This is a genomic window from Pontixanthobacter sp. CEM42 (genome assembly GCF_017812015.1).
Lineage (GTDB): Bacteria > Pseudomonadota > Alphaproteobacteria > Sphingomonadales > Sphingomonadaceae > Pontixanthobacter.
Genome location: NZ_JADQTN010000002.1, coordinates 512,276 through 535,396 on the forward strand (window position 1 = coordinate 512,276; position 23,121 = coordinate 535,396).

Below are 23,121 nucleotides of genomic sequence, written 5' to 3' on the forward strand. Positions count from 1 at the left end.
GCTCAGTCTAGAGCTATATCGGGCGCATCTTCCTGCTTCATACCGACTACATGGTAGCCCGCATCGACATGATGTGTTTCGCCGGTCACACCCGATGAGAGGTCTGAAAGGAAATACAGTCCAGATCCACCGACATCGTCAATCGTCACATTGCGGCGAAGCGGCGAATTGAGCTCATTCCACTTGAGGATGTAGCGGAAGTCACCAATCCCGCTGGCTGCGAGTGTCTTGATCGGCCCGGCAGAGATCGCATTCACACGGATGTTCTGCGGCCCCAGATCGTTCGCCAGATATTGAACGCTGGTTTCAAGTGCTGCCTTGGCTACGCCCATCACGTTGTAGTGAGGAATCACTTTCTCCGCGCCGTAATATGTCAGCGTCACAATCGAACCGCCATTGGGCATCATTTCGGCTGCGCGTTTGGCTACGGCCACAAGGCTGTACGCAGAGATGTTCATTGTCATCAGAAAATTGTCGAGGCTGGTATCGACATATTTTCCGCGCAGCTCGTTCTTGTCGGAAAAGCCAATCGCATGGACGACGAAGTCAATTGTTTCCCACCGGCCTTTCAGCGTGTCGAATGCGGTATCAAGCGCATCCATTTCAGACACATCGCATTCAAAAGTAAAATCTGATCCGAGCTGTTCGGCGAGAGGTTTTACGCGTTTGGCCAGTGCCTCACCCTGATAAGTAAAAGCCAGCTCGGCACCCTGTTCGCGAAGTTGCTTGGCGATCCCCCACGCGAGCGACTTGTCATTGGCAAGTCCCATGATCAGGCCGCGTTTTCCCGCCATCAATCCGCTCATTCTGAATCACCTTCCATTTTTTCCGTTACGGCATCCGGCGCTGTATCCTCTTCGGAAGGTTCCGCCAACGCCGCATTGAGTTCTGCCCCGACTACCATCCCTAAGCCGACAAGCCAGAAAAAGAAAAGCGCGATCATGATTCCGGCCAAGCTGCCGTAAGTTAGGTCATAGGCAAAAAACTGCTTCAACACCGGTGGCAACGCGATGGTCACGCCAACCCACCATAGGGTGACTACGACCGCCCCGGGCCATTTGGGATATCGCCGTCCGCGATATGCCTCTGGCGTCAAGGTTATGAACAGTAGAAAAATTGACCCATAGAGGCCGAGCGCTGGGATAATCCGTGACAGCGATAATTGCGACATCACATCGTCCCACCACGGCAGATAGGCTGCGATAACTTGCTGTGCGGTACCAATCAGAAACTGCGCAATCAGCGACAGCATCAGCAGCGACACCGCAGCCATGATAATGCCGAAAGACAGCAGCCGGTAGCGCCAGAAGGCTAACGTCGCTTCGGTCCCATAGGCGCGCCGCAGCAAATCGCGGATCGTCTCGACGAGACTGGATGCCGTCCACAAGCCAACCGCGCCGCCAGCCCAAAGCAACCAACCGCTACGCGATTGGATGACATCGCGCGCGACAGGCTCGATTACGTTGCCGACCACTGGTGGGAGTGCGAACAGGATCGCTTCGATCGTGGCCGCTCGCTCGCTTTCCTCACCAATGGCAGAGAAGATCGCAGCCCCGAGGATAAAAAACGGAAAGAGTGCCAGCATCGCCATGTAAGCAAGATTGCCCGCATGAATGAAGCCGTCATTCCAAGCGCCCGATGCCGTGCGCTTGATAACTTCGAATGTGCGAGAGCCCGGGCCCATGGTTTGCTGGAGTCCGTCACGAAGCAAATCGCGCTTCCTGCGCCGCGCTTCGGGCGTCAGAGACGTTCTTGTTCGTTTGTCAGCATGCGGAAGTTCGCTGATGACCGGGCCCCTCGAAAGTTACGGCTGGGTCAAATGCCCATTTCGCCGCGCGGATTGCTGTCATCTTGCCAACCATCGAGGCGCTTGGCCAGTTCCGGCAGATCTATCGGCAAAATGATTTCAAGCGTGACGAGCTGATCGCCGCGCTGCCCGTTTTTCTTGGAGAAGCCCTTGCCTTTGAGGCGCAGCACAGTTCCGCCATTGGTGCCCGGCTTCAATGTCATCATTACAGGCCCATCGACCGTGGGCACTTTCACCTTCGCGCCGTCAACCGCCTCGTTGAGTGTAATGGGCAAATCCATCCGCACATCATGTCCATCGCGCCGGAAAAAGCCATGCTTGTCGATCGAGATAGTGACCAGTCCGTCACCAGCTCCACCCGGACCTTTCTCGCCTTTGCCTTTGAGCCGCATTTGCGTGCCGTCTTCGACACCGGCTGGCAGTTTCAAATCGATGGTCTTGCCATCCGCCAACGTGATCCGCTGATCTGCGCGGCTTGCTGCTTCGGTGAAAGCCACGCGCAAGCGATAGGGAATGTCCGCGCCTTTACGTGGCGGAGGTGAAGGGCCGCGCCCGAATCCCGAGGGGCCACGCCCAGAGCCCGGGGGTGCACCGCGCGATCCGCCCATGCCGCCGCCGAATAGCCCTTCGAAAATATCGCCGAGATCGACGCCTTCGGGCTGCATATTCTCGAAATCACGTGCGCTGAAGCCGCCTTGGTGCGATCGTCGGCCACCGCCGAAGCCCCCTCCCATTCCGCCAAACGGATTGGTCGGATTGCCATCTGCATCAATCTCGCCGCGATCGAACTGCGCGCGCTTGTTTTTGTCAGACAGCAGATCATAAGCGTTGGTAGCCGCCGAAAAACGCTCGGTGGCTTTGGGATTGTCTTTGTTCTTATCAGGGTGCAGCTCTTTCGCGAGCTTGCGATAGGCGCTCTTGATGTCCTTCTCGGACGCACCGCGCGCTACACCCAGAGTTGTATAAGGATCGGCCATGCGTGTTAGCTAGGTGCTACAGTCACTTGGCGCAAGCGCCGTTGTCATTCGGCCAATGCTTCCAACATAGGGCGGGCCACAGTAAGGAAGCGCCATGAGCATTGATCAACTTCAAAGTGTTGTCCCTTCGAGCGACCCGTTTGCGATCTTCAGCACATGGTTCGCCGAGGCACGCGAGAGCGAACCTAACGATTCGAATGCGATGGCGCTGGCCACCGCCACACCGGATGCAGCCCCCTCTGTGCGAATGGTGCTACTTAAAAGTCACGGACCGGAAGGCTTTACGTTTTACACCAATGCAGAAAGCCGCAAAGGCGGTGAAATTCGCGCCAATGCGCAGGCTGCGTTGCTGTTTCATTGGAAATCGCTGCGCCGGCAAATCCGTATCGAAGGCGCTTTGGAAGAGATAAGCGCTGACGTCGCTGACGCATACTTCCGCAGCCGGTCACGTGATTCGCAATTGGGCGCGGTCGCATCGGACCAGTCGCGCCCGCTGCCTAAGCGGGCGACGTTTGTCGAGCGCTTCAAGGCTGCCGAAGAGCGTTTCGCTGGTGGGCAAGTCGACCGACCACCACATTGGACCGGCTTTACCGTAAAACCGGCCGCATTCGAGTTCTGGCTTGATCGCCCCAATCGCTTGCATGATCGCCGCCGTTTTGAGCGCGACGGCGACGGGTGGCGCGACACATTGCTTTACCCATGAGTGAAGAAGCCGCCCGACGCGCCGATCTGACCAAGAGTGCGGCATTTGCATCGATTGCGGTCGCGGTTTTTTTGGTCGGGTTGAAGCTATGGGCGAGCATCCAGACCGGCTCGACGGCCATGCTGGGCAGTCTTGCCGATAGCGCGCTCGATATGGTGGCTAGCATTGCGACGCTGATCGGGGTGTGGATTGCCGCGCAACCAGCCGATGAAAACCACCGCTTCGGTCACGGCAAGGCCGAGTCGCTGTCGGCGATGTTCCAAGTGATGCTGATTGCTCTGTCCGCCGCAGCGATTGCGTTTCGCGCTGTCGTTCGGCTCGCAGAGGGCGGGCGGACAAGCTCGGCCGCCGAAGGCATCGGTGTGTCAGTAATAGCGATCATTGCGACTCTCGGGCTCCTTGTGTGGCAACGCCATGTGATCAAACGCACGGGTTCGGTCGCGATCAATGCGGACCATGTGCATTACCAATCGGACCTGCTTCTTAATCTGGCGGTGATCGCCGCCCTCGTACTGGATCAATTCGCAGGCTTCGCAAAAGCAGATCCGCTATTTGGTCTGGCAATTGCTGCGTGGCTTTTGCGGGGCGCATGGCGTGCAGCGAGCGAGGCGGTCGACAATTTGATGGATCGCGAATGGCCGGAGGAGAAGCGGTTGCGCTTTGTGGAACTGGCCGCCAAGCACCCTGAACTCAGCAATCTCCATGATTTGCGAACACGGACCAGCGGGACGCAGGATTTTGTGCAGTTCCATGTCGACTTGCCCGGTTCGATGACTGTCGATGAAGCGCATGACATTATTGAACGCGTGGAAGACGATCTTGGCAGCCATTTCCCGAATATGGAGCTATTGATCCACATCGACCCTGAGGGGCATGTCGATGAGCCGGGCAATCCGCTGGTCGAAAATAATGAGTTTGAAAAATTGGAGAAAGACTGATGGTCTCCCCTTCTGCAACCGCAATACCGTATTACCACATCGATGCGTTCGCTGATCGCCCGTTTGTGGGGAATCAGGCGGCAGTGATGGTTCTCGATGAATGGCTCCCCGATAATGTCCTCATCCAGATCGGCACCGAGAACATGTTCGCCGAAACTGCATTCGTGGTAAAGGACGAAACAGGCGAGGCCGATTGGGAATTGCGCTGGTGCACCCCGACATATGAGATCGCTTTGTGCGGCCACGCCACGCTCGCCAGCGGCCATGTTCTGTTAAGTCGGGATGGCGGCGACGGAATTAGATTCCGGACGAGGAAATCTGGCATCCTTGAGGTCAGGAGATCCGGTGAGGATTATGAAGTTGGACTGCCTGCTATTCCGACTGCGCCGAAGCCATATCCCGAAGCCGTCGCATTGCTCGGCGGGAAGCCTGTTCTCGTCCATCGGAACGACACGCTCTACAACCTTTTCCTGTTTGAGACTGCCGATCAGGTGCGCGCGCTTGATCCTGATCTACGCGCATTGGGCGAGTTTGGTGTCGAACAGTTTGCCTGCACCGCGCCGGGCGAAGATACGGATGTGATTAGCCGCGTATTCGTCCCGGGTGCTGGTGTTGATGAAGACAGCGTAACCGGTTCAGCGCACGCGGCACTCACGCCATTCTGGGCGGAGCGGTTGGGGCGTGATAGCTTCACGGCATATCAAGCGTCCCAGCGCGGGGGTTATCTCAATTGCCGGCTCGATGGAGACAGAGTCTGGCTTGGTGGCAAATGCACCACGGTGGCCGAAGGAAAATTCTACGTTTCGGGATAGAGTTCGACCACATCGAGCAATTCTTGCAGCATCCGCTTGCGGTCGTCGGCACTCGAATGGCCGAGCCTAACGACAGTCAGCTTCTGTTCGGGCGAAACCAGAACATACTGACCCATATGGCCGATCGCAGCGAACATCGTATCGGGTCCGCGATCTTGTAGCTGCTCGTCACGGTCCAAGCCCGATTCTTTGTTAAGCCATGTCTGTCCGCCGTAGAATCCAGAGCGCGGGCTCGGTGTTGTCATGAACGTAATCCACTTGCGCGGGATCAACTGCGATCCGCGAAACGACCCCTTGTTGCGCAGAAACTCGCCGAACTTACCCCAATCGCGTGCGGTTGCGTGCATCAGGCTGCCACCGATTAGCGTACCGTTTGCATCATATTCGGGCACCATCGAGTCCATCCCCAATGGTCCAAATAGACGCGTTCGCAGGAAAGTATCGACGGCTTCGCGCCGCGCATCAGGATTGGTACTTTTGGTGAGCACGCGGGCGGCGATGTCTGCCAAGATCACCGTAGTGTTGCTTGAATATTCAAACTTCGCGCCAGGTTCCGCCTCAAGCGGCTGCGAGGTAGCCCAATCGGCCATATCGTCGCGCCCTTCGCGGAACAGCATCTGTACCTCGGAAGAATTGTAAGGCGGATCGCCTGCTTCGGTATGGCGCAGACCTGAGCGCATCTGGAGCAATTGCCGCAGAGTGATTTCTCCACGCGGATCGCCGGTCTGGCTCCAGCGCGGTTCGGGCACTGATTCGTCGAGCCGCAAGCGACCGTCAGCGACGAGCATTCCGATCATTACCGCAGTGACAGTCTTGGCCATCGACCAGCTTACAAATCGCGTATCCGCATCATACCCATCGGCATAGCGCTCTGCCGCGATGGTTCCGCCATGCATTACGAGCAAAGCGCGGGTTTCGCCCAATTCCTCTTTGGTGAAGAGATCATCGATTTGCCGTGCAAGCTGATCCTTTGGTGCACCAGCGTCCTCAGCAACAACGCTCAGGGCTTCTTCTGATAGGGGTTGCTCAACCGGCGGAGCATCCGAACATGCGGTAAGGCTTGGCATCAGGCCAAGGCTCGCGATAAGGGCTGCGGTACGAAACACTTTGCGTTCAATCATGGGCGTATCACTCGCGCACAGGAAATCACTTGGCAATGGCTAAAACAAGAGCGGCACAATCGACCAGGAAATCGCGGCGTTGGCCGTGGGTGCTGTTGTTGATCGCAATTGTGCTGGCAGCTGCCGCGTGGTTCTACCGCACACCGATCACAGGCTATGCCGGCGCGGGGGCAGCCTATTCAGCGCGAGTCGCTTGCTCGTGCCGTTTTGTGGCGAGGCGCAGCTTGGACGATTGCAAGAAAGACCAGCTGCCGGGTATGGAATTTGTGACGCTGAAAGAAGACGTCGATGCGAAAAGCGTCACCGCGCGCTTCCCGCTGATCATTTCAGAAACTGCAACTTACCGCGAGGGTTATGGCTGTGTGATGGAGGAGTGGCGCGACTGATCGCGCTTAGTCAGTTCCGTCGATCCAGCCGCCGCCAACGACTCGCTCGCCCGCATATATGACTGCAGCCTGTCCCGGAGCCACGCCGAATTCGGGCTGCTCGAATCGGATAGTGGTTGCAGCTCCATCGCCAAGTGGGCCTTCTAATGTGATCGGCACAGGCTTCGATAGTGAGCGCACTTTTGCAGTCAGTGGGGTGTCAGGAAGTGGGCCGATGCGGTTGGTTTCGATGATTTGCGCCGAATGCACTGCCAGCATAATCTTGGGGCCGACATGGACTTCGGCTTTCGCGGCATCGAGACCGACGACATAGAGTGGTTCTGGCAATCCGCCGATTTCCAACCCGCGGCGCTGGCCGACAGTATAATGGATCACGCCTTTGTGACGGCCGAGCTCCTCGCCTGTTTGCGCATGGACAATCGCGCCCGGTTCGCCGCCTTCGGGGCGCAGCGAGCGGACGATCTTGGCGTAATCACCATCGGGGACGAAGCAAATGTCCTGACTGTCGGGTTTCGCAGCGTTACGTAATCCTGCTTGCTCCGCCAGTTCGCGTACGACCGTCTTGGGCAATCCGCCTAAAGGATAGCGAATATAGTCGAGCTGCTGTTCAGTAGTCGCATATAGGAAGTATGATTGGTCGCGTGCAGGATCGATAGCGCGATGTAGCTCTGGCCCGGCTGGTCCCATCATGCGCCGGACATAATGACCGGTCGCCAGACAATCTGCGTCAAGCTCTTTTGCCATGCGCAGCAGATCGGTGAATTTCGGACCCATATTGCAGCGAATGCAGGGAACTGGCGTTCTGCCTGCCAGATAATCATCGGCGAATTGTTCGACCACATCTTCGCGGAAGGCGCTTTCGTGATCGAATACATAGTGCGCGACACCTAGGCGGTCCGCCACTGCGCGGGCATCGCTGATATCATCGCCTGCACAGCATGCGCCCTTGCGGCCCGTCGCAGCCCCATAATCATAAAGCTGCAAAGTGATGCCGATCACTTCCGCACCAGTCGAAGCAGCAAGCGCGGCGACGACCGACGAATCGACACCGCCCGACATCGCAACAACGATCCGGCTATCCTTTGCCGGGCGTGTCAGATCGAACAATCCTGCCGTATCGAGCGCAGGGTCAAAGAGGGTGGTTGCGTCCATATGCGCGCCCATACACCGGAGATGCACGCGCCGCCAGACTCAGTTGCGTGCGCCAGCGAAGGGCGCGTTTACTTTGTCTTCGGTAATCCTAACCACCAGTAAAGCCGCGCTTTACCTGATCTTGACTATAGGGTCCTAGAGCGGTCTCATGTTCGAAGGAAACCTCACCGAAAACGGTTTTACAAAACCGGCAGAAGGCGCTGCATTACAGCCACTTGAGTGGCCCGTTCTCGTAGCGCGTCTGGCGGCTGCACGCGATCTGCGCGGCGTTTACGCGCGGCGCAAAATGACCGGTGGCGGGAACTTCGCAAATTTTTCTACCGAGCAATCGGTGAACCTTAACGAAACCGGCTCCCGCGTTAACCCTGATGCTTTAGCCGATTGCAAACCCCACGAGGCAAAGATGTCTCCAGCCGCACAGGATGCGGAAACAGGCGACAGAGAGTTGTAATGATCGAGAATCAGAAAATCCGTCCAGACAAGGTTATCGGCCCTCTAGGGGAGCCGCTCTCGATCGACGATTTGCCTCCGCCAGAGACAAAACGCTGGGTTGTACGCCGCAAGGCGGAAGTCGTTGCTGCCGTAAATGGCGGATTGCTGACGATCGACGAAGTGCTTGAGCGCTACACACTAACGCTGGAAGAATTCGCCTCTTGGCAGCGTGCAGTGGACCGTTCGGGGATGCAAGGCCTGCGCGTCACGCGTATCCAGCACTACCGCGACCTTTATGAGCGTCAGCTGAAATACTGATACCCGGATCCTGATTTCCAGCTTCTGATCCCCAACTTCTGACCCGCAATCGGCCAATATCATCCGTCCGATTGGCCAAACCCGACAAATTCTCTATTGAACCCCCTGTTCCCGGCGAAAAAGCTGGGGAACCGCTTTGCTGTTTCATCCGTTAGTGGTCTGAAAGCAAAGCAGAATAAACAGGAGGAATTCAGTATGGTAGGTTGGATCATAGCACTCATCGTTGGTGGTGTGGCCGGTTGGCTCGCAAGCATGGTCATGAACCGTGACGCGTCGATGGGCATTTTTTGGAACATCGTCGTCGGTTGTGTTGGTTCGGTGATCGGTAATGTGATCGCCAATCAATTCGGCATTGTCGGTAGCGTGAAAGAATTCTCGCTGACTGGTCTGGGCGTTGCTGTAGTCGGCGCAATCGTGCTGCTCGGTATCGTCAATCTCGTCCAGCGCGGGCGCGTTCGCTAAAAACTAGCACCAGCATAATTAAAAGGGCGGGGAGCTTCGGCTTTCCCGCCCTTTTTGTTTTCGGCTGACTTTTCTGCGCAGCAGAGACGCTCTGTGTCTAAAATCCGACAGTTCGTCGGCCCTAGACGTCACCTGTCGAGCGATTCATTGCTCTGCGGCACACGGCAGGTCTAAGGCCAAAGGCTAAGATTACGCAGGATATTGCATGTGGTGATATATATGTGTAACACACCTGCAATTCGAAGCGGTATGGACGATCAGGATAGACAATGAATTACGAAACTACCGTGCAGGCCGATAGCGGCGAATACTCAAGCGACAAACTTGCTGGCACTGCGCCAAGCGAGGGGCGCAGCAAGGTGAAATTGGCTGCGATCATCATGGCTGTGTTGGTCGTTGCTGCGGGCCTTGCATATTTCCTGATCACTGGCGGCACTGCTGAAGTCGCCGACGAGCGTGAGGAGCAGGGCGCGGCAATTACCGTTGTCACGCCGGGCCGCGCCACAGTTGCGGGCGAGATTGTTGCGACAGGAACGCTAGCTGCGCGCCGCGAATTGCCTGTCGGCATTGATGGTGCGGGCGGCAAAGTCGTGCAGGTATATGTCGACGCAGGTACTTGGGTCCGGCAGGGACAAGTCCTCGCATCAATCGATCGATCAGTGCAAAACCAACAAGCTGCCAGTGCGGCAGCTTCGGTTGAAGTGGCCGAATCTGATGCTCGCTTGGCACAGGCCAATCTGGATCGCTCGCTACAACTGGTCGAGCGCGGCTTTGTCAGTAAAGCTGATGTGGATCGCCTTACCGCGACACGCGATCGGGCAGTGGCGCAAGTCAATGTGGCCAAGGCACAGCTCAATCAAATTCGCGCAAGCAATAGCAGGCTCAGTGTGACGGCACCTGCTTCCGGCCTTGTGCTGGAACGCAATACCGAACCTGGCCAAGTGGTCAGCGCCGGATCGGGCCCACTTTTCCGCATCGCTAAAGGCGGCGAGATGGAAATGATGGCGCGCCTAAGCGAATCCGATCTTGCGAAGATTTCTGCGGGCGTATCGGCGCAAGTTGTTCCGACCGGAAGCGACAAGACTTTCACAGGCCAAGTTTGGCAGGTGTCCCCTACGATTGATCCGCAAAACCGCCAAGGCATGGCGCGGATCGCTCTGCCCTATGCGAGAGAGCTTCGTCCCGGCGGTTTTGCCAGCGCGACGATCGCAAGCGGAACCGTGGTTGCTACCGTTCTGCCCGAATCGGCAATCCTGTCCGACAGCGAGGGTGCCTATGTCTACGTGATCGATGCAGAGAATAAGGCGCAGCGCCGCGCGGTAACGACCGGCATTGTAACCAATGAAGGCATTGCCGTAACCGACGGTCTCGATGGTACAGAGTCCATCGTTCTTCGGGCCGGCGGCTTCTTGACCCCAGGTGAATCAGTGAGGCCGCAAAAGGCCGAAACGAGCGAAAGCTAAGATTATGGATTTTCGCAACATGTCCGCGTGGTCGATTAGAAACCCAGTGATTCCGCTGGTTTTCTTCACCGCAATTCTGTTCGCTGGCATTCTCAGCTTTGCGCGGATGGACGTGGTCAACAATCCGGATATCGAATTCCCGGGTGTGAATGTTTCGATTTCTCAGCCGGGCGCAGCGCCAACTGAGATTGAGAACCAGATTACCCAGCGGGTTGAATCTGCGGTGCGCTCGCTCAACGGCGTGCGCAATATCTCCTCGACAGCGCGCGAAGGTGGCTCGAACACCTTTGTTGAATTTGAAGTCGGCATGGATGTGAACGACGCGGTTGCCGAAGTTAAGAACGCAGTCGACGGCGTGCGCGGCAGTTTGCCCGATGGCATTCTTGAGCCGCGCGTAAACAAAGTTGAAATCGCTGGCGGCTTCCTCGGCATCTATGCTGTCGAAGCGGACGATATGACCATTGAGCAGCTGAGCTGGTTCATTGATGACACAGTCGCCAAACAACTCCTGTCGATTGACGGCATGGCCGAAGTCAACCGCTTCGCCGGCGTGGACCGCGAGATCGAAGTGATTCTCGATCCAGCGCGGATGCAGGCACTGGGCGTGACCGCAGGCCAGATCAACGGTTTGCTACGTCTCGACAATCTCGACGCCGCGGGCGGTCAAGCGGAGGTTGGCGGGACGCGCCAGTCGGTTCGCGTACTCGGCAATAATGCCAGTGCTTATGAATTGTCACAGCGCCAGATCAGAGTGAGTGGCGGGGGGACGATCAAGCTGGCCGATGTCGCGACTGTTCGTGACGGCTTCAGCGAGCGCACATCGATCAGTAAGGTCCGCGACAAAGAGGTCGTGAACTTCGCAATGTCGCGTGCGCGCGGCGAATCCGATGTGACCGTCTTTGACAATGCGTTGGAGAAAATTGCTACGATTGAAGAAGAGAACCCCGGTGTTCGCTTCATCCCGCTCTTCAACACGGTCAAATATACAGAAGATCAATATGAAAGCTCGATCGCTGCGATGATCGAGGGCGCCGTGCTAGCGGTTGTTGTGGTGTTCTTCTTCCTGCGCGACTGGCGCGCAACGGTAATCTCAGCGATTGCAATCCCGCTCTCCGCGATCCCTACCTTCTGGTTTATGGATTTGCTGGGCTTCAACCTGAACCAGATGTCCTTGCTCGCGCTGGGACTTGTTGCCGGTGTGCTGGTGGATGACGCGATCGTGGAGATCGAGAACATCGTCAGACATATGAGGATGGGCAAATCCGCCTATCAGGCATCCATCGATGCGGCCGACGAAATCGGGCTGGCGGTTGTGGCGACATCTTTCTGTATCGTCGCGGTGTTCCTGCCGGTTGGTTTGATGCCGGGTATTACGGGCCAGTTCTTCCAGAACTTCGGTTTGACGATTGTTGCGGCGGTTCTGATGAGCCTCGCGGTTGCGCGGATGATTACGCCGATGCTCGCGGCTTACTTCCTCAAGGCCAAGGGTCACGCCGACCATGGCGGCGGTGCTTGGATGGATCGCTATATGTCGGTACTCGCATGGTCGCTTGACCGGTCGAAGATGACCGCAATCCGCGATACATTGCCGCCGATCCGCCGCCGCGCGCTGTATATTCTGACGCTGATCATCGTGCTGATCGCGCTGATTGTGGTTGTCGGTATGGCAGTGTTCCAAAGTTACGGTGCATTGTCCGGATTGGCTGTGCCGGAAACATTGGCAGGAGCCGCTGCCGCGTCGGAAGATTCCTTTATCCGGCCATTGATCGAGCGTCCGCTTCAGCTTCTACAGCTGGCGTTGGTCAGTGTAGTCGGCTTCTTTGCTGGCTTCCTGCTTCTCAAACTACTCGGCGTAATCGCGCGTGTCTTTGGTACACGCATGCGCGACGGCTGGCGCTATTTAGAGGCCCGCTTCCTCGACCACCGCGTGTGGATGATCATGCTTGGCTATTTCTCGTTCCTGATCACGATCCTGTTGTTCGGAAACACCCCGTTCCAGTTCCAACCCGAGGTTGACCAGGACAACAGCCGGGTCGAAATCGAGATGGTGCCTGGCACCACGCTGGAATCGACCGAGGAAGTCGCCGACAGTGTTGCCGACCTGTTGTATGAACAGCCCGATGTCGAGCGTGCTTTGGTGCGCGTTCGTGAAGGCAATGCAACTATTTTCATTACGCTCAAGGCTGACCGTGAGAAAAAATCGTTCATCTTCGAGCGTGATCTGGCACCTGAACTCGCGAAATTTGCCGATGCTCAGGTGCGCTTCCAGAACCAGAATGGGCCGGGTGGTCCGGGCAGTGGCCGCGATTTGACGATCATGCTCGCCGGTTCTGATCCCAAACTTCTCGAGGCAACTGCAGGTCAGTTGATCGAGGAGATGAAAGGACTCGATACGGTTGTGGCACCGCGCTTGACCGCTGACATTCCGCGCCCGGAAATCATTGTACGTCCGCGCGCCGATATCGCCGCCGATCTCGGAGTGACGACCGTCGCCCTGAGCCAAGCTATCCGCATTGCTACGATGGGTGAGATTGAACAGAATGCAGCGAAATTCTCGCTGTCAGACCGTCAAATCCCGATCCGCGTGAAGCTGCCGAAGAGCTCGCGCCGCGATCTTGAGACAATTGCCAATCTGCCGGTTCCAACTGCGAGTGGCGGTTCGGTGCCGCTTGGCCGCGTTGCCGAAATTTCCTTCGGCTCGGGTCCAACTTCGATCCAGCGTTACAATCAGAACCGCCGTGTATTCATCGGTGCTGACCTCGCTTCTGGCGTGCTGCGCGGTGACGCGATGGAGCAAGTCAACCAGCTCCCCACATTGTCCAGTCTGCCTTCGGGCGTGATCCGCGATGCGGTGGGTGAAGACGAGCTTCAGGCCGAGCTGCTTGAGAACTTCCAGATCGCTCTGATCGCGGGCATCCTGTTGGTCTTTGCTACTCTGGTGCTTCTCTATAAGCGCTTGATGAGCCCGCTGGTGAATATGGCATCGCTGGCACTGGCCCCGCTGGGCGGGATATTCCTTGTGTGGATCGTCGGGCAACCGACCTCGATGCCAGTGCTGATCGGTATCTTGCTGCTGTTGGGCATTGTCTCCAAAAACTCGATCCTGCTGATCGATTTTGCGATCGAGGAAATGAAAGCCGGCACTGACAAGCTCGCGGCGATCATGGACGCAGGCCACAAGCGTGCACAGCCGATTGTGATGACCACAGTTGCGATGACTGCAGGTATGGTCCCGACAGCCCTCTCGCTATCTGGCGATGGCGCATGGCGTGCTCCGATGGGCACGGTGGTGATTGGCGGTCTGATCCTGTCGACCGTGTTGACGCTGCTGATTGTTCCGGCGGGCTTTAGCTTGGCGGACAGTCTGGAGCAGCGCATGGGCCCATGGATGCGCAACCGCTTCCTGACCTATCGTCCGGGCGATGACCGCACCGATACTGATGGCAAGCCCGAGGCCGTCCCTGCCGAGTAGTTCAGAACAACCGGCATCACCGGACGTTTCTGCGACGGATTCGGATAGTGTCAAACGGCCTAAAGCTGCGCTAAAGCGGCCTGCGATGATGCGCCCCGTTTCTGGAACACTGCCGCCTGATACAGCGAAGCGTATGCGGATCACCGCGACGTTGATGCTGGTTTTGATGGCCGGGCTGTTTGTCCTGTCGCGGCAATATCTCGATCTGCATCCGGCGTGGGGTTATCTTCATGCCTTTGCTGAGGCGGCTATGGTCGGCGGTCTTGCGGACTGGTTCGCGGTGACCGCTTTGTTCCGCCATCCGATGGGTATTCCAATCCCGCACACGGCGATCATTCCGGAAAACAAGGACCGGATCGCCGATACAATGGCGCAGTTCCTAAGGACCAATTTTTTGATCCCGTCGGTGGTTGCGCGGCGCATGCAGAATATGAACATGGCGCGCGCGGTCGGCGGCTTTTTGGCCGAGCCGACGCAGGGTTCGCAATCGCGTATCGGGTCCGGCGCAGCGGAACTGTTGGCTGGCGTGCTCGAGTCACTCGATCCGGATAAGCTCGGCGGCCAGGTTAAATCGGGTCTCAAGTCGCAGGCCAAGAAGATCGAGATTTCGCCGCTGCTCGGGCAAATGCTCAGCACAGCGATTGCCGATAAGCGGCACCTTCCGTTGATCGACGCAATCATCCGCTGGTCGGGCCTGACGCTCGAAGACAATGAAGAGATGGTTCGTCAGATGATCAGCGAGCGGGCCAATGGTGTGATCCGTTGGACCGGGCTCGATGGGCGGTTGTCAGCATCCGTTCTCGACGGCCTCTACAAATTGCTTGCTGAAGTGCTTGTCGATCCCGAACATCCGCTGCGCGACAAGATTCAGGAGGGCCTGGACCAGTTAGCGCATGATTTGGTCCATGATCCCAAAATGCGCGAGCGGGTCGAACGCATGAAGGACGAAGTGCTGGAAAACGAGGCGGTCGCGCGTTGGTGGGAAGGCGTATGGGAACGCATGCGTGCCGGCATGATCCGCATGGCGCGGAATCCCGATACTGTGCTCGGCGGCCAGCTAGGCAGCAGCCTTGCGGAATTGGGTGACGCGTTGCGCGAGGACAGCCAGCTGCAAACACAGGTAAATCGCTTTGCGCGCCGCACAGCGGTGGGTTTGGCCACGCGCTACGGCGACCAAATCGTCCAACTCGTATCAGAGACCGTCCGCCGTTGGGATGCGCGAACGTTGACCGACCGGATCGAGAATGCGGTTGGCCGCGATCTGCAATTTATCCGCATCAACGGAACATTGGTTGGCGGACTGGTCGGCGTGACCATCCATTTTCTCGACGGACTGTTTTACGGCTAGAGCGCCATTTGGTCAGCGCGGAATTTGGAACCGGACTGCAGTCCGCCAATAGGATGCAACTTTCTCCCCATCCTTGGTCACTGCCGGTGAAAACTTGGCTTTCTGCATCAGGCCCAAACAGACCGCAATGTCGAAGCCCTCGGGCCGGGTCGATTGTTGGATGTGGCAATCGCTAGGTCTGCCGTTCGCATCGACCGAGAGCCGTGCCTGAACCAACCCCTGGTAACCCTTGCGCAGTAGGTCGTTCGGGTAATCACGGGACCGGACCCAATTGCCAACATCGCCGATCGGCTCTGGCAATTTGGCGAGATTGCGATGCTTCTCGAGATCGATGCCCCAATATTGCAGCATATCATCGGTGCAATTGCGCATCACTTTCATCGCATCGCCCATTGATCCGGTCTCAAGAATGACGGGCGGTTTTTTGCGGTAACGAAGCTGGATCCATGAGACCTCCTTTTCTGCTTCGGGGGTTACCGTTTGTCCGAAAACATCGGCCACTGCTTCCAACCCTTCGCTTTCATCATCGTCATCGCTGTCTTCCTCTGGCCCGTCGAAACGCACGTATGAGAAGATCAGCGCAGGCTTATGCTCACCGACATTACCAAGCGCATAGGTCCACTCGTTCTCCTCAAAAGTTGGACCGAAACGGACCATGACCTCAGACCTACGTGTCCATCTTTTGAACGGCTCTCCCGCTGCTACCATCGAGAAGCGATCTCCCGGTTCATAGCGCTCGATATAGAATAGCGTCTTCTGATCGCCGTCGCCAAAGAAGCGCGCGAGCCGGCAGCTATCATCGGCAAATTCGACATGCCACTTGGATGAAGGCTTCAGGCGTATGGGTTCGGGCGCATCCTTGGCAATGGCGGGCGGCGCGAGCAGGCTGGCGACCGCAACGGCGCCAATACTAGCTTTCAATGCTCGTTCCGAAATCATCGACTTATCCTAATTGGAGTTAAGAAGTGTAACACGCGATGCGGCAAGCCCAATCTACCGTGCTGAGCGGTGTCATTTCGCGATCTGAAATCGTATCCTGCTCTCCCACACATCCGGAACAGGTTTTCCGGCCTTGTCGAGCGCTGGAGAAAAGCGTGCACGCTCCAGTAATACCGAACAGATGGCATCATCGAACTTTTGTGGACGACCAGACGGGTTGATAGCGCAAAAGTTTGGAGTGCCCTTGTCATCAACGAGAAGTGCGAATTCGATCAGCGCGCTTGCTCCGTTCATCAACAGCTGTTTGGGGTAATCACTGGAGGTAATCCATGTTCCCGGGCTCGCTGTGGGTTCTGCGTGAACCGTGTAAAGCTCGTGCTCGACAAGATATTGCTCGTATTTTTCGCTCATACATGCATCTAGAGAGGCAATCGGCGCGTCCATCGGCCCGACTTCGAGGAAGAAGGGGTGCCGTGCAACCAACTTGAGCGACAGAGTTTCAATCGCTGCGAACCGTTCTTGGCTCAGCGGATCGCGGCGGAATGTGCCGGGCTCTTCTTCGATAAGAGGTGCAAATGCGGCGCCGTATATGGTAGCGAGAGGCTTGCCATCAGGGGTCTTGGTCAGCACGAGTTTGGCGTTATTTGGTCTCTCCGCCGGGCCGAATTCGTACCAAGCCCAGGGGCTAAACGGATCGTCGACGATCGGGCTGACGAGGCTGAGGTTCAACTCTCGAGCGCCTAGTCCCTTGTCCAACGACAGCGTTGTAGAGGTATCGCCCTCTCCAAACATCCGCGAGACACGGCAATGATCGGGTGCGCTTTCCAGCGCCCATTCAGAGGTTGGTGCAAGCGAGATTGGCTGCGCCTGGGCAGAAGCAGGCGATACAAAAAGGCCGGAGGCTGCGATTGCGCAGACCCCGGCTCTAAATGTTTGCTTTAAATCCATGAGCTTAGTCTAACCGGATGCCTCCAGCGTAACAAGCTCCATGGTGGATCAGAGCTTGCCGGTAAGTTCCGGTACGGCGTTGAACAGGTCAGCGACCAAGCCGATATCTGCCACTTGGAAGATCGGTGCGTCTTCATCCTTGTTGATCGCGATGATCACTTTGGAGTCTTTCATACCGGCCAAGTGTTGGATCGCGCCGGAGATGCCGATAGCGATATAGACTTCCGGCGCGACGATCTTGCCGGTTTGACCGACTTGATAATCATTCGGAACATAGCCTGCATCAACCGCAGCACGCGAAGCACCGATACCGGCGCCGAGCTTATCCGCGAGCGGAGTGATGTACTCTTCGAACGTGGCAGCATCTTTCAGTGCCCGTCCGCCCGATACGATGATCTTGGCGCTGGTCAGCTCCGGACGCTCGCTCTCGGCAATTTCCGCGCTGACGAAGCTAGATGTACCAGCGTCAACCCCAAAACCTTCAACGCCGGAAACGGCTTCGACTGTGCCTGAACCGCCTTCCGGAGCCGCCTTGTCGAAGGCGGTACCACGAACGGTGATAACCAGCTTAGCATCGCTGCTTTCGACAGTCGCGATTGCGTTGCCGGCATAGATCGGACGGGTGAAGGTCTTATCGCCTTCGACCGAAATGATGTCCGAAATCTGCATCACGTCGAGCAGTGCGGCGACGCGCGGTGCGATATTCTTACCGGTGGTGGTTGCAGGAGCGAGAAACGCGTCATGATCTGCCATCAGGCCGGCGGCCAAGGGCGCTACGTTTTCAGCCAGTTGGTTGGCGTAAGCGGCATCATCAGCGAGGTGGACTTTGCCCACACCGGCGATTTTGGCAGCTTCATCAGCAACCGCTGCGCAGCCTGAGCCAGCAACGAGCAGATGCACTTCGCCCAGCTTCGAGGCCGCCGTGACGACTGCAAGAGTAGCGTCTTTGACCGACGCATTGTCATGTTCAACGAGGACTAGAGTTTTCATTATGCAACTCCCAGTGCTTTAAGCTTGGCGACCAGCGCATCCACATCTTCAACCTTTTCACCCGCCTGGCGAACCGGTGGCTCGCTGACATTGGTGGTGGTGAGGCGCGGCGCGATATCGACACCGAAATCGGCAGGCGTTTTGGTGTCGAGCGGCTTTTTCTTTGCCTTCATAATGTTCGGCAGCGACGCATAGCGTGGTTCGTTCAAGCGAAGGTCGGTGGTGACGATGGCTGGCATAGTCAGCTTGACGGTTTCAAGGCCGCCATCGACTTCGCGCTTCACGGTGACGCTGTCGCCGTCGACTTCGACAGTGTTGGCGAACGTACCCTGGGGGCGTTCCATCAACGCAGCGAGCATCTGGCCCGTCTGGTTGCTGTCGTCAGAAATCGACTGCTTGCCGAGCATGACGAGGCCGGGAGTTTCCTCTGCCGCGATGGCTTTGAGGATTTTCGCCACGGCGAGTGGTTCTACGTCTTCGTCAGTTTCGACGAGGATCGCGCGATCGGCACCCATAGCCAGCGCGGTACGCAGCGTTTCCTGCGCCTTGGCCGGACCGACCGAAACCGCAATGATTTCTTCGGCTTTGCCCGCTTCTTTAAGCCGAATCGCTTCTTCAACAGCGATTTCGTCGAACGGGTTCATGCTCATTTTGACGTTTGCAAGATCAACGCCCGTACCATCGGCTTTGACCCGTGGTTTGACGTTGTAATCGATCACCCGTTTGACAGGTACGAGGATTTTCATGAGATACCTTTCCTCTCGTGGAATTTCTGCGCGAGGCCTACCTTGCGTTTACGTAAACGTCAAGCCAGACACGCCCTTATCGGGCAGCATCGCGCATTCGAAGATATAACGCTCGGCACCGAAACTGTTTCCATTTTCGACCGCCTTATTGTGTCCGCTTCGCGCCGGAAGGGGGCAAGGTCAAGTCCATTCACGCGCTTTACCAATGGCCGTGCGCATTCTAGTCCCTTTCGTAGGAGGAGAGGGCATGACGAATTTCGGATGGAAGAGCATTGTAGCAGCGATCATGCTGCTCTGCGGTGCGGCGGCATCGGCGCAAGAGACGCGCACGGCACCCAAGGACCAACCGTCGCCGCCCGCGACGCTGGCGGATGTCGATTGGCTGATCGGCCAATGGAGCGGCACAGGCATTGGCGGCAATCCTGCGCATGAGAGCTGGCTGCCGCCGGTTGGCACAACGATGGTGGGCACGTTCATCCAAGAAGATGGCGAAAGCGGCATCCAGTTTTCTGAGCATATGTATTTGATGGAGGAGAATGGCTCGCTGGTGATGCGGCTCAAGCACTTCAATGCTGATTTGACTGCTTGGGAAGACAAGGAGGGAATGGTCACCTTCCGGCTAATTGAGATCGAACCATGCGCCGCCTATTTCCGTGGTCTGACGCTACGCTGCACCATGGAGGAAGAGAGCGCTGGCGGACTTGTTGCGGCAGTAAAAATGCAGAGCGGTGAGGAGTTGCTATTTAACTTTGATCGCACCGGCGCCCAGCAGGCTTCCTCTGGTTGCGACGGGACAACTTATGCTATCAATCAGTGCCTTGCCGCAGTTCGTGACCGGGCGATTACGCGCGAAGAGCAGTATTTTGAAGCCGCGATAGCGGGTAAAACGGGCTTGAGTGCGCGTATGACCGAGCGCGAGCGCCTGATGCGCGCGGCCCAGTCCCTTGCCAAGGAGTACCGTAAAGAGGCGTGCGCTGCGGTTTACGAACAATGGAAGGAGGGTACAATTCGCAACGCTATGATGCTTCGCTGTGAAATCCGCCTGATCGACCAGCGAACGCACGACATCTGGCGCAACTGGCTGACCTTTCAGGACACCACGGCACCGATCTTGCCGGAACCGGGGTCAACCAGATAGCCAAAAGAAAAGCCGCGCCAGTTTGCACCGGCACGGCTCAATCTTTTGTCAGAAGTGTTTCTGCTTAGGCCGCGTTTTTAACTTCCGCGACGATCTTCTTCGCGGCGTCACCCAGATCGTCTGCAGCCACAATTGGCAGTCCTGAGTTTGCAAGAATGTCCTTACCCGCTTGCACATTGGTGCCTTCTAGGCGCACGACCAGAGGAACGGAAAGATTCACTTCCTTCGCGGCCTGAACGATACCGTCAGCGATAATGTCGCACTTCATGATACCGCCAAAGATATTGACCAGAATGCCTTCGACAGCGGGGTCTTTCAGGATGATTTTAAACGCAGCGGTCACTTTTTCAGTGGTTGCACCGCCGCCTACGTCGAGGAAATTGGCCGGGAACGCGCCGTTCAGCTTGATGATGTCCATCGTCGCCATGGCAAGACCCGCGCCATTGACCATACAGCCGATGTTACCGTCGAGCTTGATATAAGCGAGGTCATATTCGCTCGCCTCGACTTCTGCCGGATCTTCTTCGGTCTCGTCGCGCATTTCCTCGACATCTTTGTGACGATAAAGCGCGTTACCGTCGAAACTCATCTTGGTGTCGAGCACCAGCAGCTGACCGTCTTTGGTCTCAACCAGCGGGTTGATCTCGAGCATTTCCGTGTCGAGTTCCATGAACGCGGTGTAGAGTTTTGCAGCCAGTTTCTGACACTGCTTGTTCAGATCACCCGTCAGTTTCAGCGCAAATGCCACGGCGCGGCCGTGATGCGGCATAAAGCCTTGCGCCGGGTCGATAGTGATCGTGGTGATCAGCTCGGGCGTTTCATGCGCGACATCTTCAATGTCCATGCCGCCTTCGGTCGAGGCGACCATAGCGACCTGACCGGTTGCCCGGTCAACCAGCATCGCGAGGTAGTATTCCTGCTCGATATCGACACCGTCGGTCACATAGAGGCGATTGACTTGCTTGCCTTCATCGCCGGTCTGGATGGTCACCAACGTATTGCCGAGCATGTCGGCGGCATCAGCTTTCACATCGTCGATACTCTTGGCGAGGCGAACGCCGCCTTTTGCGTCAGGGCCAAGCTCTTTGAACTTACCTTTGCCGCGTCCGCCTGCGTGAATCTGCGCTTTCACCACATAGAGCGGCCCGGGCAGTTTTTCTGCGCCCGCAACAGCTTCTTCGACTGTCAGCGCAGCATGACCGGCAGGGATGCCGATTCCGTATTTCGCGAGGAGTTCTTTGGCTTGGTATTCGTGAATGTTCATGGGGTATCCGTCTTTATGAAAGGCGAGAAGAATCTGAAAATGTGTTCAGCGCGCATAAGCATGTATCAGCGCGCTTGAAAAGTGCTGGCTTGCAAAGTTTGATGGGGCACCCCAACAGCATATCAGCATGATTGATCGCGCGCGCCTTGAAGAAATTGTTGATGAAGCAGGGCGGATTGCGCTCGGCCTGTGGCCCGGTGACGGGCATGAAGTCGAAAGCTGGGAGAAAGAACCAGGCAGTCCGGTTTGCGCCGCTGATATCGAGGTGGACGGTTATCTCCGCAAACAATTGGGACAATTGCTCCCGTCAGCGGGGTGGCTGTCTGAAGAAACCGTTGATGACCCCGAGAGGCTCAAGAAGGGGCTCATCTGGCTGGTAGATCCGATTGACGGGACTAGAGATTTTTTGCGCGGACGCACCGGATGGTGCGTTTCTGTTGCGCTGATTAGCGAGGGTAGACCGTTGATCGGGGTCTTGGATGCGCCTGCACGCGGTGAGAAATGGGTCGGTATTGCCGGACAAGGCGCGTGGCGGAACCGTGAAAAGCTTACTGCATCGACACGGCAAAATTTTGCGGGAGCGCGGGTTCCGGCGGCGTCACTACAAAAAGTAGATCAAATCTTGACGATGGTCGATCAGCCCAACTCGATTGCGCTGCGGGTCGCAATGGTCGGAGCTGACGAAGCTGATCTGGTTGCCACGCTAAGGTGGGGATTCGAGTGGGATATCGGCGCGGCGACTTTGATCGCTCGCGAAGCCGGCGCGACGGTCACAGACGCGTTCGGCAAGCCTTTTGCTTACAACAAACCCGATCCGCGCGCTTTTGGTATGATGGTTAGCGCGCCCGCGATCCATGAGGACGCTGTCGCCCATTTGGCCGAACGTGCAGAGGCACTCACTGCGCCATAGAAAAAAGGGGGCAGATCAATGCCCGCCCCCTTAATAGTCGATAGTCTGACGGAAGAGTTACTGCGCTTGTTGCGCGGCCTCGACATCTGCCTGGGAAATCGGAATGATCTTGATTTCGACCCGGCGGTTGCGTGACCGGCCTTCGGCAGTGGCATTGTCCGCAATCGGCGCCGTCTCACCAAAGCCCTGCCAACGAATCCGTGCCGAGCTCACGCCGCGCGATGACATGTAATTGGCCACCGCTTCCGCGCGTTGCTCCGACAGACGCTGGTTATAGGCATCAGACCCGCTTGAATCGGTGTGACCATATACGTCCACCAAGCTGTCCGGATATTGCTGAAGGCTTGCCGAAACGGTGTCGAGCGTGTTCCGGAAGGTCGGTTTGATAGTATAGCTGTTCACATCGAACGTTACACCGTCAGGCAAGTTCACCAGAATTGCGTCACCGCCATCTACTTCGGTGACATCTACGCCTGATCCTGCAGTTTGCTCTTTCAGCTCTTTGATCTGCTGGTCCATTTTGTAGCCGACTACGCCGCCAGCGACACCGCCAACACCCGCGCCGATGATGCGTCCGGTTTTGCCGCCAATTACGCCGCCGAGCAGTCCGCCAAGCACTGCACCGCCGACACCGCCAATTGCCGTGCGCGAAACTTTGCGCTCACCAGTATTCGGGTCGGTGACGCAGCCCGATACAGTTACCAGTGACAGAGCAGCGAGGCTCGAAACGAAGACTTTTGATTTTTTCATGGGGTATTCCCCTCCTTAAATTGCATTCCTGCCCGTGTTCGGGCG

At 57.0% G+C, this 23,121-nt stretch carries 23 protein-coding genes; 12 read left to right on the top strand and 11 right to left on the bottom strand.

Annotation, left to right across the window (positions count from 1 at the left end; translation table 11 throughout):
- Positions 1 to 2: 2 nt before the first annotated feature.
- The 3 genes from fabI to J9777_RS12475 form a co-directional block, all read right to left on the bottom strand.
- A complete protein-coding gene (gene fabI, locus J9777_RS12465; protein WP_209349140.1) occupies positions 3 to 806 on the bottom strand; it encodes an enoyl-ACP reductase FabI in 804 nt (267 codons plus the stop codon).
- Positions 803 to 1,684, bottom strand: coding sequence for a YihY/virulence factor BrkB family protein (locus J9777_RS12470; RefSeq protein ID WP_209349567.1), 882 nt, complete (start codon positions 1,682 to 1,684; stop codon positions 803 to 805). The genes fabI and J9777_RS12470 overlap by 4 nt, the downstream gene beginning before the upstream one ends.
- Positions 1,685 to 1,815: 131 nt before the next feature.
- A complete protein-coding gene (locus J9777_RS12475) occupies positions 1,816 to 2,784 on the bottom strand; it encodes a DnaJ C-terminal domain-containing protein (RefSeq protein WP_209349141.1) in 969 nt (322 codons plus the stop codon).
- 94 nt (positions 2,785 to 2,878) lie between these two features.
- Between J9777_RS12475 and pdxH the strand changes: the two genes are divergently transcribed.
- Genes pdxH through J9777_RS12490 form a run of 3 tightly spaced genes read left to right on the top strand, consistent with a single transcriptional unit; the run spans position 2,879 to position 5,237 of the window.
- Positions 2,879 to 3,487 carry a pyridoxamine 5'-phosphate oxidase gene (gene pdxH / locus J9777_RS12480; RefSeq protein ID WP_209349142.1) on the top strand — a complete coding sequence of 203 codons (609 nt, stop codon included), beginning with the start codon at positions 2,879 to 2,881 and terminating at the stop codon, positions 3,485 to 3,487.
- On the top strand, positions 3,484 to 4,425 hold the full coding sequence (locus J9777_RS12485; protein WP_209349143.1) for a cation diffusion facilitator family transporter: 942 nt from the start codon (positions 3,484 to 3,486) through the stop codon (positions 4,423 to 4,425). The genes pdxH and J9777_RS12485 overlap by 4 nt, the downstream gene beginning before the upstream one ends.
- Positions 4,425 to 5,237, top strand: coding sequence for a PhzF family phenazine biosynthesis protein (locus J9777_RS12490; RefSeq protein ID WP_209349144.1), 813 nt, complete (start codon positions 4,425 to 4,427; stop codon positions 5,235 to 5,237). Before J9777_RS12485 ends, J9777_RS12490 begins: the two co-directional genes overlap by 1 nt.
- Here the strand turns inward: J9777_RS12490 and J9777_RS12495 are convergent.
- Positions 5,222 to 6,358, bottom strand: a complete 1,137-nt coding sequence (locus J9777_RS12495) for a serine hydrolase (protein WP_209349145.1) — start codon at positions 6,356 to 6,358, stop codon at positions 5,222 to 5,224. The two genes, J9777_RS12490 and J9777_RS12495, sit on opposite strands and share 16 nt — an antisense overlap.
- A 35-nt stretch (positions 6,359 to 6,393) precedes the next feature.
- On the opposite strand from J9777_RS12495, the gene J9777_RS12500 reads away from it, so the two are divergent.
- A complete protein-coding gene (locus tag J9777_RS12500) occupies positions 6,394 to 6,744 on the top strand; it encodes a hypothetical protein (protein WP_209349146.1) in 351 nt (116 codons plus the stop codon).
- A 6-nt stretch (positions 6,745 to 6,750) separates the two neighbouring features.
- On the opposite strand, the gene mnmA is transcribed toward J9777_RS12500, so the two are convergent.
- Positions 6,751 to 7,896, bottom strand: a complete 1,146-nt coding sequence (gene mnmA, locus J9777_RS12505; RefSeq protein WP_209349147.1) for a tRNA 2-thiouridine(34) synthase MnmA — start codon at positions 7,894 to 7,896, stop codon at positions 6,751 to 6,753.
- 148 nt (positions 7,897 to 8,044) lie between these two features.
- Here mnmA and J9777_RS12510 point away from each other — a divergent pair, with 148 nt between their 5' ends.
- The 6 genes from J9777_RS12510 (at position 8,045) to J9777_RS12535 (ending at position 15,391) form a co-directional block, all read left to right on the top strand.
- Positions 8,045 to 8,347 carry a hypothetical protein gene (locus J9777_RS12510; protein ID WP_209349148.1) on the top strand — a complete coding sequence of 101 codons (303 nt, stop codon included), beginning with the start codon at positions 8,045 to 8,047 and terminating at the stop codon, positions 8,345 to 8,347.
- Complete coding sequence (locus J9777_RS12515; protein ID WP_160605021.1) at positions 8,347 to 8,646, top strand: DUF1153 domain-containing protein; 300 nt, start codon at positions 8,347 to 8,349, stop codon at positions 8,644 to 8,646. Before J9777_RS12510 ends, J9777_RS12515 begins: the two co-directional genes overlap by 1 nt.
- 195 nt (positions 8,647 to 8,841) lie before the next feature.
- Entirely contained in the window at positions 8,842 to 9,108 is a 267-nt protein-coding gene (locus J9777_RS12520) for a GlsB/YeaQ/YmgE family stress response membrane protein (protein WP_209349149.1), read from the top strand.
- A gap of 269 nt (positions 9,109 to 9,377) precedes the next feature.
- Positions 9,378 to 10,571 carry an efflux RND transporter periplasmic adaptor subunit gene (locus tag J9777_RS12525; protein ID WP_209349150.1) on the top strand — a complete coding sequence of 398 codons (1,194 nt, stop codon included), beginning with the start codon at positions 9,378 to 9,380 and terminating at the stop codon, positions 10,569 to 10,571.
- A 4-nt stretch (positions 10,572 to 10,575) separates the two neighbouring features.
- Entirely contained in the window at positions 10,576 to 14,043 is a 3,468-nt protein-coding gene (locus J9777_RS12530; protein ID WP_209349151.1) for an efflux RND transporter permease subunit, read from the top strand.
- A gap of 85 nt (positions 14,044 to 14,128) precedes the next feature.
- Positions 14,129 to 15,391, top strand: coding sequence for a DUF445 domain-containing protein (locus J9777_RS12535; protein ID WP_245228731.1), 1,263 nt, complete (start codon positions 14,129 to 14,131; stop codon positions 15,389 to 15,391).
- A gap of 12 nt (positions 15,392 to 15,403) precedes the next feature.
- On the opposite strand, the gene J9777_RS12540 is transcribed toward J9777_RS12535, so the two are convergent.
- The 4 genes from J9777_RS12540 to J9777_RS12555 form a co-directional block, all read right to left on the bottom strand.
- Positions 15,404 to 16,330, bottom strand: coding sequence for a TonB family protein (locus J9777_RS12540; RefSeq protein ID WP_209349152.1), 927 nt, complete (start codon positions 16,328 to 16,330; stop codon positions 15,404 to 15,406).
- 72 nt (positions 16,331 to 16,402) lie between these two features.
- Positions 16,403 to 17,278 (bottom strand): hypothetical protein, encoded by an 876-nt coding sequence (locus J9777_RS12545; RefSeq protein ID WP_209349153.1) that lies wholly within the window; start codon positions 17,276 to 17,278, stop codon positions 16,403 to 16,405.
- Positions 17,279 to 17,326: 48 nt separating this feature from the next.
- Complete coding sequence (locus tag J9777_RS12550) at positions 17,327 to 18,268, bottom strand: electron transfer flavoprotein subunit alpha/FixB family protein (RefSeq protein ID WP_209349154.1); 942 nt, start codon at positions 18,266 to 18,268, stop codon at positions 17,327 to 17,329.
- Entirely contained in the window at positions 18,268 to 19,014 is a 747-nt protein-coding gene (locus tag J9777_RS12555; RefSeq protein ID WP_209349155.1) for an electron transfer flavoprotein subunit beta/FixA family protein, read from the bottom strand. Before J9777_RS12555 ends, J9777_RS12550 begins: the two co-directional genes overlap by 1 nt.
- 247 nt (positions 19,015 to 19,261) lie before the next feature.
- Between J9777_RS12555 and J9777_RS12560 the strand changes: the two genes are divergently transcribed.
- Entirely contained in the window at positions 19,262 to 20,152 is an 891-nt protein-coding gene (locus J9777_RS12560; protein WP_209349156.1) for a DUF6265 family protein, read from the top strand.
- Positions 20,153 to 20,216: 64 nt separating this feature from the next.
- Here J9777_RS12560 and sucC read toward each other — a convergent pair whose 3' ends face one another.
- A complete protein-coding gene (gene sucC, locus J9777_RS12565; RefSeq protein WP_209349157.1) occupies positions 20,217 to 21,416 on the bottom strand; it encodes an ADP-forming succinate--CoA ligase subunit beta in 1,200 nt (399 codons plus the stop codon).
- Between the two features lie 127 nt (positions 21,417 to 21,543).
- Between sucC and J9777_RS12570 the strand changes: the two genes are divergently transcribed.
- The gene (locus J9777_RS12570) at positions 21,544 to 22,326 is read left to right on the top strand and encodes a 3'(2'),5'-bisphosphate nucleotidase CysQ (RefSeq protein WP_209349158.1); all 783 of its coding nucleotides are present in this window, start codon (positions 21,544 to 21,546) and stop codon (positions 22,324 to 22,326) included.
- A 57-nt stretch (positions 22,327 to 22,383) separates the two neighbouring features.
- Here the strand turns inward: J9777_RS12570 and J9777_RS12575 are convergent, their stop codons facing one another.
- Positions 22,384 to 23,076: an OmpA family protein gene (locus J9777_RS12575; RefSeq protein ID WP_209349159.1), complete on the bottom strand. Its 693-nt coding sequence runs from the start codon at positions 23,074 to 23,076 to the stop codon at positions 22,384 to 22,386.
- Positions 23,077 to 23,121 lie beyond the last annotated feature (45 nt).